The sequence below is a fragment of the Gracilibacillus sp. Marseille-QA3620 genome (assembly GCF_054950035.1).
Genome location: NZ_CM143102.1, coordinates 3158793 through 3176248, shown reverse-complemented (window position 1 = coordinate 3176248; position 17456 = coordinate 3158793). Strand labels below are relative to the sequence as shown.

Annotated in this window: 15 protein-coding genes; 14 read left to right on the top strand and 1 reads right to left on the bottom strand. The window is 44.6% G+C overall.

Features of this window, described 5'->3' with window-relative positions; genetic code table 11:
* The first annotated feature begins 82 nt into the window (after positions 1-82).
* The 4 genes from cymR (at position 83) to ACY8DX_RS16030 (ending at position 5730) form a co-directional block, all read left to right on the top strand.
* The gene (gene cymR, locus ACY8DX_RS16045) at positions 83-505 is read left to right on the top strand and encodes a cysteine metabolism transcriptional regulator CymR (protein ID WP_049670042.1); all 423 of its coding nucleotides are present in this window, start codon (positions 83-85) and stop codon (positions 503-505) included.
* A 172-nt stretch (positions 506-677) separates the two neighbouring features.
* Entirely contained in the window at positions 678-1820 is a 1143-nt protein-coding gene (locus ACY8DX_RS16040; protein WP_049670043.1) for a cysteine desulfurase family protein, read from the top strand.
* Between the two features lie 19 nt (positions 1821-1839).
* Positions 1840-2952 carry a tRNA 2-thiouridine(34) synthase MnmA gene (gene mnmA, locus ACY8DX_RS16035; protein WP_049670044.1) on the top strand — a complete coding sequence of 371 codons (1113 nt, stop codon included), beginning with the start codon at positions 1840-1842 and terminating at the stop codon, positions 2950-2952.
* 81 nt (positions 2953-3033) lie between these two features.
* Complete coding sequence (locus ACY8DX_RS16030) at positions 3034-5730, top strand: cation-translocating P-type ATPase (protein ID WP_462405597.1); 2697 nt, start codon at positions 3034-3036, stop codon at positions 5728-5730.
* 596 nt (positions 5731-6326) lie between these two features.
* On the opposite strand, the gene ACY8DX_RS16025 is transcribed toward ACY8DX_RS16030, so the two are convergent.
* Positions 6327-7049, bottom strand: a complete 723-nt coding sequence (locus tag ACY8DX_RS16025; RefSeq protein ID WP_049670046.1) for a DUF459 domain-containing protein — start codon at positions 7047-7049, stop codon at positions 6327-6329.
* 163 nt (positions 7050-7212) lie between these two features.
* Between ACY8DX_RS16025 and ACY8DX_RS16020 the strand changes: the two genes are divergently transcribed.
* The 10 genes from ACY8DX_RS16020 (at position 7213) to mltG (ending at position 17439) form a co-directional block, all read left to right on the top strand.
* Positions 7213-7869 carry a tetratricopeptide repeat protein gene (locus ACY8DX_RS16020; protein ID WP_439802110.1) on the top strand — a complete coding sequence of 219 codons (657 nt, stop codon included), beginning with the start codon at positions 7213-7215 and terminating at the stop codon, positions 7867-7869.
* Positions 7870-7879: 10 nt separating this feature from the next.
* Positions 7880-10333, top strand: coding sequence for an SF1B family DNA helicase RecD2 (recD2, locus tag ACY8DX_RS16015; RefSeq protein WP_462406962.1), 2454 nt, complete (start codon positions 7880-7882; stop codon positions 10331-10333).
* A 92-nt stretch (positions 10334-10425) separates the two neighbouring features.
* Positions 10426-10617: a hypothetical protein gene (locus ACY8DX_RS16010; RefSeq protein WP_049670049.1), complete on the top strand. Its 192-nt coding sequence runs from the start codon at positions 10426-10428 to the stop codon at positions 10615-10617.
* Positions 10618-10649: 32 nt separating this feature from the next.
* The gene (locus tag ACY8DX_RS16005) at positions 10650-10775 is read left to right on the top strand and encodes a DUF3918 family protein (RefSeq protein ID WP_082197020.1); all 126 of its coding nucleotides are present in this window, start codon (positions 10650-10652) and stop codon (positions 10773-10775) included.
* 105 nt (positions 10776-10880) lie between these two features.
* Positions 10881-11939, top strand: coding sequence for an AI-2E family transporter (locus ACY8DX_RS16000; protein ID WP_049670050.1), 1059 nt, complete (start codon positions 10881-10883; stop codon positions 11937-11939).
* 352 nt (positions 11940-12291) lie between these two features.
* Entirely contained in the window at positions 12292-14934 is a 2643-nt protein-coding gene (gene alaS / locus ACY8DX_RS15995; RefSeq protein WP_462405596.1) for an alanine--tRNA ligase, read from the top strand.
* A gap of 188 nt (positions 14935-15122) precedes the next feature.
* Positions 15123-15389 carry an IreB family regulatory phosphoprotein gene (locus ACY8DX_RS15990; RefSeq protein WP_049670053.1) on the top strand — a complete coding sequence of 89 codons (267 nt, stop codon included), beginning with the start codon at positions 15123-15125 and terminating at the stop codon, positions 15387-15389.
* A 2-nt stretch (positions 15390-15391) separates the two neighbouring features.
* Positions 15392-15811 (top strand): Holliday junction resolvase RuvX, encoded by a 420-nt coding sequence (gene ruvX / locus ACY8DX_RS15985; RefSeq protein WP_462405595.1) that lies wholly within the window; start codon positions 15392-15394, stop codon positions 15809-15811.
* A 14-nt stretch (positions 15812-15825) separates the two neighbouring features.
* Positions 15826-16101, top strand: a complete 276-nt coding sequence (locus ACY8DX_RS15980; RefSeq protein ID WP_049672795.1) for a DUF1292 domain-containing protein — start codon at positions 15826-15828, stop codon at positions 16099-16101.
* A 216-nt stretch (positions 16102-16317) separates the two neighbouring features.
* A complete protein-coding gene (mltG, locus tag ACY8DX_RS15975; protein ID WP_439802109.1) occupies positions 16318-17439 on the top strand; it encodes an endolytic transglycosylase MltG in 1122 nt (373 codons plus the stop codon).
* Positions 17440-17456: the final 17 nt, after the last annotated feature.

Genomic DNA, 17456 nt, shown 5'->3' with positions numbered 1-17456 from the left:
ATCGTGAAGCATTGATATGAGGCAATGATTTAATGTATGGTATACTTTTGGGAGAATCTATTAGGCTAGAGGTGCTAGGACCATGAAAATTTCCACTAAAGGAAGATACGGACTGACCATAATGATTGATTTAGCGAAAAGGCATGGAGAAGGCCCGACTTCCCTGAAATCAATCGCCCAAGCCAATGAGCTTTCTGAACACTATTTAGAGCAGCTCGTCACACCGCTTCGAAATGCGGGACTCGTGAAAAGTGTGAGAGGAGCTTATGGGGGCTATAAATTAACAAAGGATCCGCACGAGATTACAGCTGGAGATGTCATCAGGGTACTCGAAGGACCTATCACGCCTGTTGAGGGTATAGAGGAAGAAGAGCCGGTTAAACGGCAGCTATGGATAAAAATCCGTGATGCCGTAAAAGATGTGCTCGATAATACGACCTTGGCAGATTTAGCCTCCTATGACCCGGATGGCGGAGAAACAGAATCTTATATGTTCTACATTTAATGATAGATAGCCAATCCAAGCTTTCCCTGTTAATCAACTAGGAGAGAATCAATCCAGCGGTGAATGAAATCATCTGCCGCTCCCGAGATCAGACCCTTGGCGGATGGTTAGTTGGCTTCCATCACAACGCTATAGGAATAAAGTAAACAGTGTGGCAAGGAGGTATCGGCCATTGGAAACGATATATCTTGATCATGCAGCAACTACACCGATGCATCCAGAGGCTATCCGTGTGATGACGGATGTGATGAATGATACATTTGGAAACCCATCCAGTATCCATCAATTTGGACGGGCTGCAAGAAAGAGAATGGATGATTCAAGAAAGGTGCTTGCTGACAGTATCAGAGCATCCATTGATGAGATCATTTTTACGAGCGGCGGAACGGAAGCAGATAATTCTGCGATTTTCAGTGCTGTCCAGGCGTTAAGAGATAAAGGAAATCATATTATCACAAGTGAGATTGAGCATCATGCCGTGCTTCATACATGCGAGGAGCTTGAAAAGCATGGGTTTGATGTGACCTATTTGCCGGTTGATGAGCTTGGAAGGGTATCCGTTGATTCGGTAAAGCAAGCGTTAAGAGACGATACCATTCTTGTAACCATCATGTATGGCAATAATGAGGTCGGCACCTTGCAGCCAATCAGGGAGATTGGAAGACTGCTTAAAGACCATCAAGCGTTCTTTCATACAGATGCCGTACAAGCCTATGGAGCCGTTCCGATTGATGTGAAGGAGCTTGGTGTTGATTTCATGAGTGTTTCTTCTCATAAGATCAATGGGCCAAAGGGCATCGGATTCCTGTATGCAAGGAAAGGCATTCCCTTTAAGCCATTATTGTTCGGTGGTGAACAAGAGCGCAAGCGCCGGGCTGGTACGGAAAATGTAGCCGGCGCGGCGGGTTTTGCAAAGGCTGCTGAGATTATCCAGCAGACAGCTGCGGAAAAGACAGCCATGTACAAGACATTTAAAGGAATAATGATTCGTTTGCTCGAGGAATCAGGAATTGAATTTGCCATCAATGGTACCTTGGATGAGTCTCTTCCTCATATTTTGAATATCAGCTTCCCGGGTGTAAGTGTCGAAGCATTCCTAGTCAATTTGGACTTGGCAGGTATTGCTGTGTCAAGCGGGTCTGCTTGCACAGCGGGATCCATTGAGCCATCTCACGTACTGGTAGCGATGTTCGGCAAAGAATCAGAGAGAACAAAAAACTCCATCCGCTTCAGCTTCGGGCTGAATAATACGACGGAAGAAATCGAACGAGCTGCCTTAACAGCGATTAAAGTAGCCAATCGTTTAGCGAGATAAATAGTTAGAGGTGAAATATATGAAATCCCCAGCGGAAACAAGAGTCGTTGTAGGAATGTCCGGTGGTGTGGATTCTTCAGTTGCAGCCTATCTTTTAAAAGAGCAAGGCTATGACGTAGTAGGAATTTTCATGAAAAACTGGGACGATACCGATGAATTTGGCGTGTGCACAGCGACGGAGGACTATGAGGATGTCATCCGTGTCTGCAACCATATCGGAATTCCCTACTATGCAGTCAATTTTGAAAAGCAATACTGGGATAAGGTGTTCACATACTTCCTTGAAGAATATAAAGCTGGACGTACACCGAACCCGGATGTCATGTGTAATAAAGAAATTAAATTTAAGGCTTTCCTTGAACATGCGATGAGCCTTGGCGCGGATTATTTAGCAACAGGCCATTATGCCCGTGTTGTCTATGAGGACGGGGAATACAAAATGCTCCGTGGATTAGATTCCAACAAGGATCAAACGTACTTCCTTAACCAATTGACACAAGAACAATTAAGCAAGGTCATGTTCCCAATCGGAGAGTACGATAAGCCGAAGATTCGTGAAATTGCCTTGGCAGCTGGTCTGCCGACGGCAACGAAGAAAGATTCAACCGGCATTTGCTTCATTGGGGAGCGGAATTTCAAGGAATTTCTCGGCCAGTACCTGCCAGCGAAGCCAGGCGAAATGCGGACGATGGACGGCGAGCTGAAAGGGAGTCATGAAGGCCTCATGTACTACACGCTCGGACAGCGTCACGGCCTTGGCATCGGTGGAAGCGGCGAGCCATGGTTTGCTGTTGGCAAGGATTTAAAGAATAATGTCCTTTATGTGGAGCAAGGCTTCCATCATGACAGCCTGTATTCCGATTCAATTAAAGCGGTTATGCTGAATTGGATTTCTCCTCGCAAAGCCGGAGATGAATTCAGCTGTACAGCGAAATTCCGTTATCGTCAGCCGGATAATAAAGTGACAGTGCGTGTATTGGATGACCAGCGTGCAGAAGTCATCTTTGCTGAGCCAATCCGTGCGGTTACCCCTGGTCAAGCGGTCGTTTTCTATGATGGTGAAGTATGCCTTGGTGGTGGAACAATTGATGAAATCTACAAAAAAGGTGTAAAATTAGATTACGTAGGGTAATTAAATACAAAGCAATGAGTCTGTTCCAAGCGGGGCAGGCTCATTGCTGATTATACATATAAAATAATGTGGGTGAGTGAGATGGAGAAGAACCTGTATGAATATGCTTTATCCAAGGAGCAGGTGCTCAGTCGCTTTGCAGCGAATACTGAAGATGGACTGACTGACACAGATGCTGCTGAACGAACAGCCATTTATGGACCAAATGATTTTGGGACAGAGAAGAAGGACAGCCTGCTGAAGATGATTTGGACTCAAGTGAACAATACGCTGAATTACATCCTTATGGCAGCAGGTGTTGTATCATTCATTGTCGGGGAGCCGAGTGATGCGCTCATTATATTGTTTGTCATTATTGTGAATACGTTTATTGGCGTCATTCAGGAGAAAAAAGCCGAAGGTGCATTAGAGGAATTAAAACGGCTCGCTTCACCGAAAGCACTTGTTAGACGAAGCGGTCATGTAAAAGAAGTGGATGCGGCACAGCTCGTTCCGGGAGATTTAGTCTTGCTGGAAGCAGGCAGAACCGTGCCGGCAGATATCAGAATATTCCAATCACATTCCCTTGAGATTGAGGAATCTGCTCTAACAGGGGAAAGCTTGCCGGTTCTGAAAGATGAGAAATGGAAGATGGATTCACCAGATCTCGCTCTCGGTGATTATCAAAATATGGCCTTCATGTCGACCCAAATTACGAATGGCCGCGGAGTTGGAATCGTGGTTGCAACAGGTCTCCAAACAGAGGTCGGGAAGATTGCCGCTATGCTTCATGAGGAAGATACCAATAAAACCCCTCTGCAAATCAACATGGATAAGCTCGGAAAGAAATTGAGTCTTTATGCCATTCTCTTATGTCTTGGCCTTTTTGTCATTGGGTTATTTCAAGGCAGGGACCCTGGCGAGATGTTCTTGATTGCCACAAGCCTCGCTGTTTCTGCCATGCCGGAAAGTATGCCAACGATGGTCATTATTGTTCTTGCTCTTGGGGTCAGAAGACTAATCAAGCAAAAGGCCATCGTACGTAAAATGCCGGCAGTTGAGACACTTGGTTCTGTGAGTATGATTTGTTCAGATAAGACCGGCACATTAACGATGAACAAGATGCAGGTCGTTGAACGCTTCGTTAATCTTCAGGCTAGAACCGTTGAAGATCCTTATGAGGAGGATGATAAAGAGCTTGTGAGAATGCTCGCGCTCTGTTCAGACGCCACCTTTTATCCGGAGGAAACCGGCGATCCGACTGAGATAGCCTTTGTCAAGGCAGCTCATGAGAATGGAGAGGAAAAGCAGGAGCTTGAAGAACAATATCCAAGGGTTGCTGAAATTCCCTTCGATTCAGACCGGAAGCGGATGACAACCATTCATCATTATGAAGGCGGTTATTTGGCGATTACGAAAGGTGCGGTTGATGTCTTACTGCCCCGGGTTACGAAAATTCAGCTGGGCAATAATGTGAAGGAACTAACAAAAGAAGATTTGGCTATCATTGATCAGGCTGTTCTCGGTATGTCACAAAAGGCGCTGCGCGTCATGGCCGTAACCATTAAGCCCATTAGTGAACCGGATATACATAACATAAATGATGATGAAATTGAAAATGAGATGATTCTTCTAGGATTTGTGGGTCTTATGGATCCTCCGCGGCCCGAGGTGAAGGAGCAAATTGCAAGAGCCCATCGGTCGGGAATAGAAGTCACGATGATTACAGGCGATCACCCTCAGACAGCGGTCGCGATAGCTCGTATGCTTGGTATTGTTGCACCGGATAATAATCAGGTTATCACGGGTGCACAATTGAATAGAATGTCGAGTGAGGAATTGAAGGAAGCGGCAAAGGAGACACGTGTATTCGCTCGTGTCTCACCTGAGCATAAGGTCCAGATTGTCCGTGCCTTCAAGGAAAATGGTCATATTGTTTCTATGACCGGAGATGGTGTGAATGATGCACCTTCCTTAAGAGAGGCGGATATTGGAGTTGCAATGGGGGACGGTGGCACCGATGTAGCAAAGGGTGCTTCTGATATGGTGCTAATGGATGATAATTTCACGACCATAATCAAGGCGGTTGAAGAAGGCAGGAATATCTTTGCCAATATCCGTAAATCAATTCTCTTCCTTGTCACCAGTAATTTCGGGGAAGTGCTTGTTCTGTTATTTGCCATTCTCTTAGGTTGGCCGACCCCGCTTTTGACGATTCATATTCTTTGGCTGAACCTTGTGGGAGATTCCATTCCATCCTTTGCCCTCGGTGTAGACACAAACAGGCATGTGATGGATGAAAAGCCAAGATCGAAAAAGGAAGGGATATTTACGAGAAACGCCGTCTACTTCATGATTATGAACGGTCTCTTAATTGGATTCTCTGCTTTATTGGCCTTCTTGGTCGGTGTTCAGTGGGCAGGTGGATTCGATTCCATCTTTGATGTCCACTTCAAGGAGTTGACAGATTATCAATTACGTTATGCTCAGACGATTGCCTTTATGGCCTTAACCTTTATCAGCTATATCCAGGTCTTTAATGTCCGGCATTTGCGCGATCCAATCTGGAAGACAGAATTATTCCATAATCGCTATTTGAATGCGTCTGTCATCGGTGTGGTCATCCTGCAGATTGCTATCGTCTATATTGAGCCAGTTGCCAATTTACTTAAATTAGAAACGATTGGCTTTAAAGAATGGCTGCTTGTTTTCGGCTGTGCCTTGGTGACGATTCTCATTAATGAAATCGTAAAGGCTATCCTGCGCCATGTAGAAAAGGATAAGACCCAAGCGCGGTGAAATAAACGAAAAGAAAAACACGAGGAATTGGACAGCATGCCAAGACCTCGTGTTTTTTAGGCTCTGTTAAACGAAAGGGTTAGTTTTCATGGTATGTGGCGCTGAAACCAAAGAGACGGTTGGACAGCTTCCTTGAATAATGTTTGGTATCTGCGGGATTTATATATCTTTCTATGGGCTATTTGATGACAGCAGAGGGGGGAATTATAAGGGTAACGGAAATCCGGGTATGAAGTGATATGGATAAGAATGGAAAGAGGGGCGGCAGGTTTCCAACAACTAAAAAACCGAATATTTTGAGTTACGCTATTAAAATAGTTCGGTTTTTAGTTTAGTTCCGTTATAGATATATAGTGTTATTAGAATATCGGTGATTAACGTTTCAGACGGTTGACTCCTTGTTTAGATTAGCGGACAGGGGAGAACCCGCAGATGCGAACAAGCACTCGAGGAGGCTCCCCGACCGCCCTAGGTGCGCAACCACCTGCAACGTAAATCAACGCTTTAGATCAACTAAGCCTTTCGTTTAATGAAATTTTATACAATATTTTTTGGGCACTGCAAATCTAGTTATGTCCCAACCTTAACTTTTGCTATTATTGCATTTCTTCCTCCATATAATTGCCGATGCGGTCAGCAATCAATTTATAGCCTTTATGGTTTAGATGAAGGGCATCACTAAAATAGTCTTCTTTATTTTTATCCGTAAATAAATCATTTGTCGGAATGAAGTATGTATCTTCATGATGCTCGGTGATTTCTTGGATGGAATCATCCCAATCACTCACAATCTCATTGAGCCTTTCGCTCTGCTGGAATGGATTATAAAGACCGACAACAATAATGGGGACGGAAGAATTGAATCCACGGATCGCAGGCAAAATTTCCTCCATATTTTTCGTATACTGTTCTTTCTTTTGGGCGATTGCCTTTTTGGAGATGGTCTGGAAGTTGCCGCCTGTGGCGACGCGTAAATCATTTGTTCCTATGTATACAATGACCCAATCCGCCTCGTTAAAGGTTTCATTGACCTTCATGGAATCCAATTGTTTAAGTAAGTCGCTTGATTCCTGACCGGGTATCCCAAAATTACGAATAGTGAACGAATAGTCGCTTTGCTGATTGAGCTTTTTCTGCAGCTGGCCGATATAGCCTTGCTCCGTTTTGTCTCCAATCCCATAGGTTAAGGAGTCCCCAAGTGCGATGATAGACTTCTCGTTAGCAGGCTTTAAGTCTGCATCAAATTGATAGGCATACAAGCCGTATCCAATGCCGGCGATGGCGAATACGGTTAGGATAATGATGATTAGTTTCCTCATTGTGTAGTCCTCCTATGTTGAAAGTTACACTGAATTTATACCCTTATTCGATGAAAAGAGAACATGGAGAACACTTGTTGATGGATTGAGGGAAAGAGTTAGGCCCTTTATGGTATACTATTGGCATTCATTATCGTAAGAATAGTAGGAGTGAACAACAGCAATGGATAAAAATCAATTAGCAATTCAATATATGGAACAAGGTAAAATGGAGGAAGCAGCAAAAATCTTTGGTGAAATGATAGAAGAAAATCCAAAAGATCCCATCGGCTATATCAATTTTGGAAATGTACTAGCATCCATGAATGATACAGAAAGAGCCATCAAGTTTTTCGAAAGAGCCATCGAGCTTGATCCGCAGGCAGCAACAGCGTATTACGGTCTAGGCGGCATTTATTATGATCAGGATGATTTGCTGAAGGCAAAGGATTGCTATGAGCAAGCCATCAAGAAAGGTCTGGAGTCAGCAGATACGATGTTCATGCTGGGGCTTTGTCTCTTGCATCTTGATCAGCCTCGATTGGCGCTGCCATACTTCCAGCGCAGCATTGAGCTGAATGAAACAGATGCGGAAGCAAAATTCCATTACGGATTGGCGCTTGCGGGGGCAGAAATGTATGATATGGCGATTGAGGCATGGAAAAAGACGCTCGAAGTGGATGAGAATCATGCTGATGCCTATTTTAATCTCGGTGTCGCTTATGGCGGGGTTAAGGGAGATGTGAATAAGGCAATTGAATTATTCGAAAAGGCGCTTGAGATCCAGCCGGACCATATGCTTGCGGCAAATGGATTGAAGCAAATGAAAGAATTAAGCTGAATGGGAGATGATGAAAGTGGAACAGGAGTCCTTTGTCTTTACGGACAATGACAAGCCTTTTATTAAAGGAACACACTTAGTCACCATCTTTCATAATGAACAAAATTTATACTCAGTAGCCCGCATAAGGGTAAAGGATACGAATATTCCATATGAAGAGAAAGAGGCTGTCATTACAGGCTATTTTCCCGCCCTTCATGAGGAAGAAATCTATACGTTTTACGGAAAGATGAAGGAGCATCCTAGATTCGGCCTTCAGTTCAATGTGGACAGCTTTAAGCGGGAGCTTCCTGAATCAAAGGATGGCATCATTGCTTATTTATCCGGTTCTATGTTTAAGGGAATTGGAAAAAAAACAGCCGAGCTGATTGTCGATAAGCTAGGGGAGAAGGCCATTTCTAAAATCCTGGCTAATCCGTCGGTCTTGGACCAGATTCCAAAGTTAAGCGGAGAGAAGGCAAAGGAATTATACGATACGCTAGCAGCAAATCAAGGTCTTGAGGAAATCATGATTTCCTTATCCGGCTTAGGATTTGGTCCCCAGCTGTCCATGAAAATCTACCAGGTGTACAAGCAGGATACGATCTCTATAATCGAATCCAATCCATATCAATTGGTCGAAACGATTGAAGGCATTGGCTTTGCGAAGGCAGATGAGATTGGGCAGACGCTCGGGCTTGGGGGAAGCCATCCATCCCGGATCAAGGCAGCGATTCTCTATATTCTGGACCGCTTCTGCATGCAGGACGGCCACACATATCTTGAGGCAGAACCTTTGCTGGTCGGAGTGAAGGAGCTCCTGGAGAAGAATCAGAAGGTCGAGATTACCTATGAGATGATAACGGATCAGATGGTCCAGCTTTCTGAAGAGGGCAAGCTGGTTGGGGAAGAACAGCGTTTCTATATTCCTTCCCTGTATTTCTCGGAAAAAGGCATCGTCACGAACCTAAAGCGAATCATGTCCCAGGAAGGCTATGAGGAGCAATTCCCTGAGGCGGAATTCCTGCTCGAGCTTGGCAAGCTTGAGGAACGGATTGGAATGGAGTATGCAGAGGAGCAAAAGGATGCTATCTTTAAGGCGCTTCACTCCCCCATGCTTATTTTGACCGGCGGACCTGGCACAGGGAAAACGACGGTCATTAAAGGAATTGTTGAGCTCTATGCCGAACTGCATGGTGTATCGCTCAATCCAAAAGATTATGACAAGGAGCATCCGTATCCTTTCGTGCTTGCTGCCCCAACCGGGCGCGCCGCCAAGCGCATGAAGGAATCAACGGGACTCCCTGCTGTCACGATTCATCGCCTTCTTGGTTGGAATGGGTCAGATGTGCAGCGGAGCGAGGATAATCCGATTCAGGGCAGGCTCTTAATTGTCGATGAGATGTCGATGGTCGATATATGGCTCGCCAATCACTTGTTTAAGTGCATTCCTGATGATATGCAAGTGATTCTCGTCGGGGATGAGGATCAATTGCCTTCTGTCGGTCCAGGACAGGTGCTGAAGGATTTGCTGGACTCGGCTGTTATCCCGGTGACCCGGCTTGAATCCATTTTCCGCCAAGAGGATGGTTCATCGATTATTCAGCTTGCCCATTCAATCAAGAAGGGACAGCTTCCAGCAGATATCCGTAAGCCTCAAAAGGATCGGTCCTTCTTTGCCTGCCAAACAAATCAGGTAGCTGACGTTATCAGGCAGGTGGTCATGAATGCCCGGAAGAAAGGCTTTGCCTCCAAAGATATTCAGGTGCTTGCCCCGATGTACCGAGGAAGTGCAGGCATTGATGCGCTGAATGTCTTGCTGCAAGAAATACTGAATGATAACCATGGAAAGAAAAAGCGGGAGCTCGCCTTTGGGGATAGTATTTACCGGGTTGGCGATAAAGTGCTTCAACTTGTCAACCAGCCGGAAAACGGTATCTTTAACGGAGATATGGGGGAGATCATCGCTATTATTTATGCAAAGGAAAATGAAGATAAGGTTGACCAAATCCATGTTTCCTTTGACGGAATTGAAGCGAAGTATACGCGGCAGGAATTAAATCAAATTACCCATGCTTATTGCTGCTCCATCCATAAATCACAAGGGAGCGAGTTCCCGATTGTTATCCTTCCTGTCGTCAAGAGCTATCATCGCATGCTGAGAAGAAATTTAATTTATACGGCTATCACACGCAGCAAGCAATTCCTCATCCTGTGCGGAGAGGAAGAAGCCTTACGCTATGGCGTCTCAAAAAGCGGAGAGGAAGAGCGAAAGACAACCTTGCTTGAGAAACTTAAAGAGGGGTTTGCAGCAGTAAAACCTTCTGACAGCCATTCCAATAATCAACAGCTGGCCGACCAAGGCGACATGCCGCTTAATGCGGAAGTGATGGCAGAAATGACGTATGAGGAGCGTCTTTTTGCGACCGATCCGATGATTGGAATGGAAAACGTTACACCTTATGATTTCATGACTTCTGGCTAAACTAGCAATTGCCGGACATTTTCTTGAATGTTTTTTCCAATAAAAGGGCATGCTGAAACCTAAGGACTGATTGAAAGAACGAGGTGAAGGTAATGATGAAATGCCCAAATTGCGCGAGCAAGGATATTGGAAAGATCGGGGTCAATCAATTCTATTGCTGGAATTGCTTTGTGGAGCTTTCCATCGGCAAGGGAGTCATGCATGTCCATCAAGTAGAAGAGGATGGATTGCTGAGCTCCTTAGATGACCTTTTCAGTGAAGATGACCGGCAAATAAGCCTATAATTTTTGGCGGACGAACCCGAGGTGATTGACGTATGAACCGTATGGTATCCTCAATGATTAGCTTTGGAGCGGGCATGGCCTTTGGCAATATGTCCAACGGCATGTACAGAAAACGCAAAAGGCAAATGAAACGATTCGTCAAACGACATATTTTATAAAGGCTTAGACTGCGGCATCATTCCTTAGGGAGCCGCAGTCTTTTTTTAAGTCTCTTTTTACATATTTTCTAGCTCGTTTAGAAGAATAGTAAAGAGGTGGGAACGATGAACATACAAGTGAAATGGTTTTACAGGCTAGGCTTCTTTCTGCTTTTATTTATTGTGCTGTTTGTCTTTTATTTGCTCAGGCCTATGTGGATGCCTGTTCTGCAAATTGCCATGACGGCAATCTCTCCCTTTTTATTCGGAGCGTTCATCAGTTATCTGCTTCACCCGCTTGTTGGCTATTTGCAAATTCGTGGAATGAACCGCGGTTTAGCAATCACGCTGCTTTATCTAGTTGTGTTTGGTTTGGCGGGTTATGGCATATATAAGGGAATCCCCATTTTTGTCGATCAATTGAACGATATCGCCGTTCGGGCCCCTGAGATGGCAGAATTATATCGAATGTATATTATGAAATTTCATACCCATACGACAGGCTGGCCATTTGGGCTGCATGACCGGCTTGAGTCAATCATCAATACGATGGAACTGAGACTTGGTGAATCAGTCAATGTGCTGGTTGAGGCTCTAAGCGGCTTGTCGGATGTATTGATCTTGATTGTCTTGATTCCAGTCATCTCCTTCTATTTATTAAAGGACAGCGAGCGGCTGCTTGAAAAAGGACTCCTGCTCATCCCTGAAAGAAAGCGGGAACAAACGAGGCGTTTCCTTACCGATGTCGACAGCTCTCTTGGTGGCTATATACGTGGACAGCTGCTTGTCTGTTTGATTATCGGGGCGAGTGCGGCGATCCTGTTTTACTTGTTCGGGATGAATTATCCGCTCTTGCTCAGCTTCATTATTGGCGTGACGAATGTGATTCCCTACTTTGGCCCTTTTATAGGAGCAGTGCCGGCCATTCTGGTTGCCTTAACGATTTCAGGCAGCATGGCAATTAAAGTTGCCTGCATCATTATTGTCCTTCAGTTTCTCGAGGGCAATGTTATATCGCCTATCGTCATGGGCAAGACATTGAAGCTGCATCCGCTGGTTATTATCTTTGCCCTGCTTGTCGGAGGGAAGGCGGCTGGAGTGGCTGGCTTGATTTTAGCCGTGCCAATCTTAGCTCTGGTTAAGGTCATGCTGGCCCATAGAAAATTATTAACGAATAAGGGATAAACTGCCCTCATTCGATTGACAAAGAAAAAAGGAATGACTATAATCCAAAATATAACGGAATTAACGAAAAAATGTTGATGGAACAAAGTATGTTTAAGCCCTTCAGCAACGTGCAGACATTTTTTGCACGAATTAGAGAGAAGTCTCCTTGGCTGGAAGAGACTTTTGAAGAAGAGAAACAGAAAGCTAGTCCGGAATGCAGGAAAAAACCTGCCGTTCAAACCGCGTTAAGGTTTCCGAGGTGGCGAGACTGAAGGTTTCGCAATCAGGGTGGTACCGCGAGTCAAGCTCTCGTCCCTGTTTATGGGGTTCGAGGGCTTTTTTGTGTACAATTTTAAGGAGGAAGAGAAAAATGAGGTATATGACAGGCGCAGAAATTCGCCAAATGTTTTTGGATTTCTTTCAAGAGAAAGGACATAGGATCGAACCGAGTGCATCCCTTGTACCGGTAGATGACCCAACGCTTCTTTGGATTAACTCTGGTGTTGCTACATTGAAGAAATATTTTGACGGCCGGGTCATTCCGGATAATCCGCGTATCACGAATGCACAGAAGTCTATTCGGACAAATGATATAGAGAATGTCGGGAAGACAGCCCGCCATCATACGTTCTTTGAAATGCTCGGCAATTTCTCCATCGGGGAATACTTCCGGGAAGATGCGATTAAGTGGGGATGGGAGCTTTTGACATCTGAACAGTGGTTCGCAATGCCAAAGGACAAGCTTTACATCACCTACTACCCAGCTGACACGGACTCCTATGATGTATGGAGAAGTCTTGGTGTGCCAGATGACCACCTAATTCCTCTTGAAGATAACTTCTGGGAAATCGGGGAAGGCCCGTCCGGCCCGGATACAGAAATTTTCTTCGATCGCGGTACAAAGTATGATCCTGAGAATATCGGAATCCGCATGATTGAAGAAGATATAGAAAATGACCGTTACATTGAAATCTGGAATATCGTCTTGTCCCAGTTCAATGCTAATCCGGAAATTCCGCGCAGTGAATATCCTGAGCTGCCGAAAAAGAACATTGATACAGGCATGGGCTTAGAGCGTATGGCGTCCATCTTCCAGGATGGAGAAACAAACTTTGATACGGATCTCTTCCTGCCAATCATTCATAAGACAGAAGAAATCTCCGGTCAGAAGTACCGTACTACTCGTGAGAAAGACGTTGCTTTCCGCGTGATTGCTGACCATATTCGTACGGTTGCCTTTGCAGTTGGAGACGGAGCCCTTCCATCTAATGAAGGACGCGGATACGTTCTTCGCAGATTGCTCCGTCGTGCCGTTCGTTTTGCGAAGAAAATCGGCATTAATAAGCCGTTCATGTATGAGTTAGTTCCTGTGGTGGCTGATATCATGGTTGATTACTATCCAGAAGTGAAGAAGAACCAAGACTTCATTGCTAAAGTTATCCGCAATGAGGAGGAACGTTTCCATGAGACGCTCCACGATGGTCTGGCAATTCTATCTGAGGTCATCCAAGGAGAGAAGAAGAAGGGCAGCGATACAATCAGCGGCTCCGATATTTTCCGTTTGTATGATACGTACGGGTTCCCGGTTGAATTGACAGAAGAATATGCTGAAGATGAAGGCATGAAAGTGGACCATGCTGGTTTTGAGAAAGAAATGGAGGCACAGCGTTCACGTGCCCGTGCAGCTCGCCAGGATGTTGATTCCATGCAGGTTCAAAGCGGAATCCTAGGCGACATCAAAGTTGATAGCGAGTTCATCGGCTATGACCAGCTTGAATGTAAGGCAAGTGTCAGCGTCATCATCAAAAACGGTGAAAGAGCGGAAGATGCGATGGCTGGTGAAGAGGTACAAATCATCTTCGACCGTACGCCATTCTACGCTGAAAGCGGCGGACAAATTGCTGACAGAGGTTTCTTTGAGAACGATGATTTACGTATCTTCATCAAGGATGTTCAAAAAGCGCCTAATGGCCAAAACCTTCACACAGCCGTTGTTGAATATGGATTGTTGAAGGAAGGGACAACTGGAAAGGCCCAGGTAGATGCGGCTAACCGCAGCAAAATCACGAAAAACCATACGGCTACACACTTGCTTCACCAAGCACTGAAGGATGTGCTCGGCACACATGTTAACCAAGCAGGTTCCCTTGTTCAGCCTGACCGTCTTCGTTTTGACTTCTCTCATTTCGGTCAAGTGACAGCAGAGGAGCTTGAAAGAATTGAGCAAATTGTTAACGATAAGATTTGGAAAAATATCGATGTATCCATCTCAAATAAAGCAATTGCTGAAGCAAAAGCGATGGGTGCGATGGCTCTCTTCGGTGAGAAATACGGAGATATCGTTCGCGTCGTTCAAGTTGGCGATTACAGCTTAGAATTGTGCGGCGGCTGCCATGTGCCAAACACTTCTGCCATTGGCTTGTTCAAGATTGTTTCTGAATCTGGTATCGGCGCAGGAACAAGACGGATTGAAGCTGTGACAGGTGAGGCAGCTTACCAGCAGCTGACAGAGCAAATCAGCATTTTGCGCGAAGCGGCGGCAAAGGTTAAAGCCAATCCTAAGGACCTTCCAGGGAAGATTGATTCTTTGCTTGGAGAGGTAAAGGATCTTCAGAAGGAAAATGAATCCTTGGCTGCGAAGCTATCCAATATTGAAGCAGGCAATATTCAATCCAAAGCTGAAACAATTAATGGGGTAACGGTTTTATCTGCAAAGGTTCAAGCGCAGGATATGAACAATTTACGTAATATGGCTGATGACTTGAAGCAGAAGCTTGGTTCTTCCGTTATTGTTCTCGGTAGTGTACAAGGCGACAAGGTTAACTTGATTGCTGCTGTAACGAAGGATTTAGTGGATGAGGGCTATCATGCAGGCAAGATCATTAAGGAAGTGGCCACACGCTGCGGCGGAGGAGGCGGCGGCCGTCCAGATATGGCGCAGGCTGGCGGTAAGAATCCAAATGAATTGGATGCTGCTCTTGCAGCCGTGAAAGAACTGGTTGAAGCGCACTAATAGATGGGATGAGAAGGGCAGGGAATACCTGCCCTCTCGCTTTCCATTTCTAGCAAGTGGTGGTATGTTAGACATATGGACGGTAAACAATAAGCTTGGTTCTTGACGTTTATAATCAGGTTCAATTAGTGTACAATGTGTAAGGAACGATGAATAGCTTGTTCTCAAATAGGAAGCGGGGTGCAAAGATGAGTTCATTTGATAAGACAATGAAATTTAATTTTCCAGATGATTCCTTCGAGCATGATGTTAGCGAGGTCCTCATGGAAGTGTACAATGCTCTGAATGAAAAAGGCTATAATCCGATCAATCAAATTGTCGGTTATTTGCTATCGGGAGACCCGGCTTATATTCCGCGCCATAAAGATGCGCGTAATCTCATTCGCAAGCTTGAGCGTGATGAGATTATTGAAGAATTAGTTAAATCGTATTTAAAGCATCATCGTGAGGGATAAGAATGAGAATAGTCGGTCTGGATGTTGGCTCAAAGACCGTGGGTGTGGCCATTAGTGACGAGATGGGATGGACAGCCCAGGGCTTGGAGACCATTGCCATTGATGAAGAGAAGAATCAACTTGGGCTGAAGCGGCTTGATGAGGTGCTGAAACCGTATAAAGTGGACAAGTTTGTGGTTGGCTTGCCGAAGAATATGAACGGAACCATTGGTCCAAGAGGCGAAGCAAGCAAGCATTATGCTGAGAAGCTTGAGAAACGCTACAAAGTGCCTGTTGTCTTGTGGGATGAGCGATTAACGACAATGGCTGCTGAACGCGTGCTTTTGGATGCAGACGTCAGCCGCAAGAAACGCAAGAAAGTGATTGATAAGATGGCGGCTGTCTTGATTCTGCAAGGTTTTCTGGACAGCGGGAAGCTTTAATTAAACTAGAGGTGATTGAAATGGAAGAAAACATGATTACAATTATTGATGAAGAAGGCAATGAGCAATTACATGAGATTTTGCTTACATTTGAATTAGATGATTACGATAAACAATATGTTGTATTTGCTCCAGTAGGAACAGATGATGATGAAGATTTAATTCATGTTGCTTCTTATATCCCGGATGAAAGCGGAGAAGTCGGCACATTGAACGATATTGAAGATGATGAAGAATGGGCGATGGTTGAAGAAGTCATCAATACATTCTTTGAAGATGAAGAAGAATAAGCTTCTTTTTTATGGCTCTTCCGATCAAGGGTGATCGGAAGAGTTTTTTTGTTATTTACTGCAAAGAATGGCGAAATATGCGAATATAATAAAGGAAGAACGGGATTTTTTTTACAAATTTCTTGTAATTTCATTGACAGGTTCCGGTATATTTTGCAATAAATAAAGAGGGCAATTCGAGTCATGGGGAAATGCCTTATTGAAGGGGGCAGCTAAATGAGTGAAGATAAACAAGAATGGAAGAGCGAGATGAAAATGAAGCTTTTAGAAAGACAGAGTGAAGCGAAGGTAGTCAGAAAAATCGTACTGATATCCTTAGCTGTGTTTATTGCCATCGTGATTGTGGGCGCGGCAGCTGGTTATTTCTACATTTCATCAGCTTTAAAGCCGGTTGATCCGGATAATAAGGAAACCGTTAAGGTTCAGATACCAATTGGATCTGGGGTTTCGACCATCTCTTCCATATTGGAGGAGAACGGGATCATAAAAAATGCACAAATCTTTAAATACTATATCAAGTTTAACAATGAGGCAGGATTCCAAGCAGGAAATTATAATTTATCACCATCCATGACCTTGGATGAAATAATTGACATGATCAAGAATGGGAAGGTTGCAGAAACCTATAAGATTACCATTCCAGAAGGACGGGACCTAGAAGAAATTGCTGCCGTTATCGGCAAAACGCTCGGTATAAAGTCGAAGGAAGTCCTTGATGTGATGAATGATAAGAAATTTATCAACAGCATGATGAAGGGGTACCCGGATCTGCTTACGGATGAAATCTTTGATAAGAATATCCGCTATCCGCTAGAAGGTTATTTCTACCCGGCGACTTACTACATCTATGAGGAGGAGCCTTCTCTTGAATCTGTCCTTAGCATGATGATTAAGAAGACGAATGAAGTCATCGCTAAATATGAAGAAGCAATGGGAGATGACTGGACTGTCCATGAACTCCTCACCATGGCCTCCTTAATTGAAGAGGAAGCAACTGAGCAGGCCGATCGAGATAAGATTTCAGCTGTCTTCAGGAACCGGATGGAAATTGATATGATGCTTCAGACTGACCCTACCGTCCTATATGCGCTCGGTGAACATAAAGACCGTGTGACCTATAAGGATTTGGAGGTCGATTCACCGTATAACCTCTACCGAAACAAAGGATTGACACCGGGGCCGATTTCCAATGCAGGAGAAACATCTATTGCCGCTGCGCTCAATCCAGCTGACATTAAGGATTTGTATTTCTTAGCAACTCCTTCCGGTGAAGTACTCTTTAATGAAACATTGGAAGAGCATAATAAGGATAAGGCAAAGCATATTACGAATAATTAGCATTATTTGGGGGAAGG

What these genes read in the sequence shown, in the direction of transcription:
- cymR (WP_049670042.1), top strand. Translation starts at nt 83, where the DNA reads ATGAAAATTTCCACTAAAGGAAGATACGGACTGACCATAATGATTGAT.
- mnmA (WP_049670044.1), top strand. Translation starts at nt 1,840, where the DNA reads ATGAAATCCCCAGCGGAAACAAGAGTCGTTGTAGGAATGTCCGGTGGT.
- ACY8DX_RS16030 (WP_462405597.1), top strand. Translation starts at nt 3,034, where the DNA reads ATGGAGAAGAACCTGTATGAATATGCTTTATCCAAGGAGCAGGTGCTC.
- ACY8DX_RS16025 (WP_049670046.1), bottom strand. Translation starts at nt 7,049, where the DNA reads ATGAGGAAACTAATCATCATTATCCTAACCGTATTCGCCATCGCCGGC.
- ACY8DX_RS16020 (WP_439802110.1), top strand. Translation starts at nt 7,213, where the DNA reads ATGGATAAAAATCAATTAGCAATTCAATATATGGAACAAGGTAAAATG.
- recD2 (WP_462406962.1), top strand. Translation starts at nt 7,880, where the DNA reads ATGAAAGTGGAACAGGAGTCCTTTGTCTTTACGGACAATGACAAGCCT.
- ACY8DX_RS16010 (WP_049670049.1), top strand. Translation starts at nt 10,426, where the DNA reads ATGATGAAATGCCCAAATTGCGCGAGCAAGGATATTGGAAAGATCGGG.
- ACY8DX_RS16005 (WP_082197020.1), top strand. Translation starts at nt 10,650, where the DNA reads ATGAACCGTATGGTATCCTCAATGATTAGCTTTGGAGCGGGCATGGCC.
- ACY8DX_RS16000 (WP_049670050.1), top strand. Translation starts at nt 10,881, where the DNA reads ATGAACATACAAGTGAAATGGTTTTACAGGCTAGGCTTCTTTCTGCTT.
- alaS (WP_462405596.1), top strand. Translation starts at nt 12,292, where the DNA reads ATGAGGTATATGACAGGCGCAGAAATTCGCCAAATGTTTTTGGATTTC.
- ACY8DX_RS15990 (WP_049670053.1), top strand. Translation starts at nt 15,123, where the DNA reads ATGAGTTCATTTGATAAGACAATGAAATTTAATTTTCCAGATGATTCC.
- ruvX (WP_462405595.1), top strand. Translation starts at nt 15,392, where the DNA reads ATGAGAATAGTCGGTCTGGATGTTGGCTCAAAGACCGTGGGTGTGGCC.
- mltG (WP_439802109.1), top strand. Translation starts at nt 16,318, where the DNA reads ATGAGTGAAGATAAACAAGAATGGAAGAGCGAGATGAAAATGAAGCTT.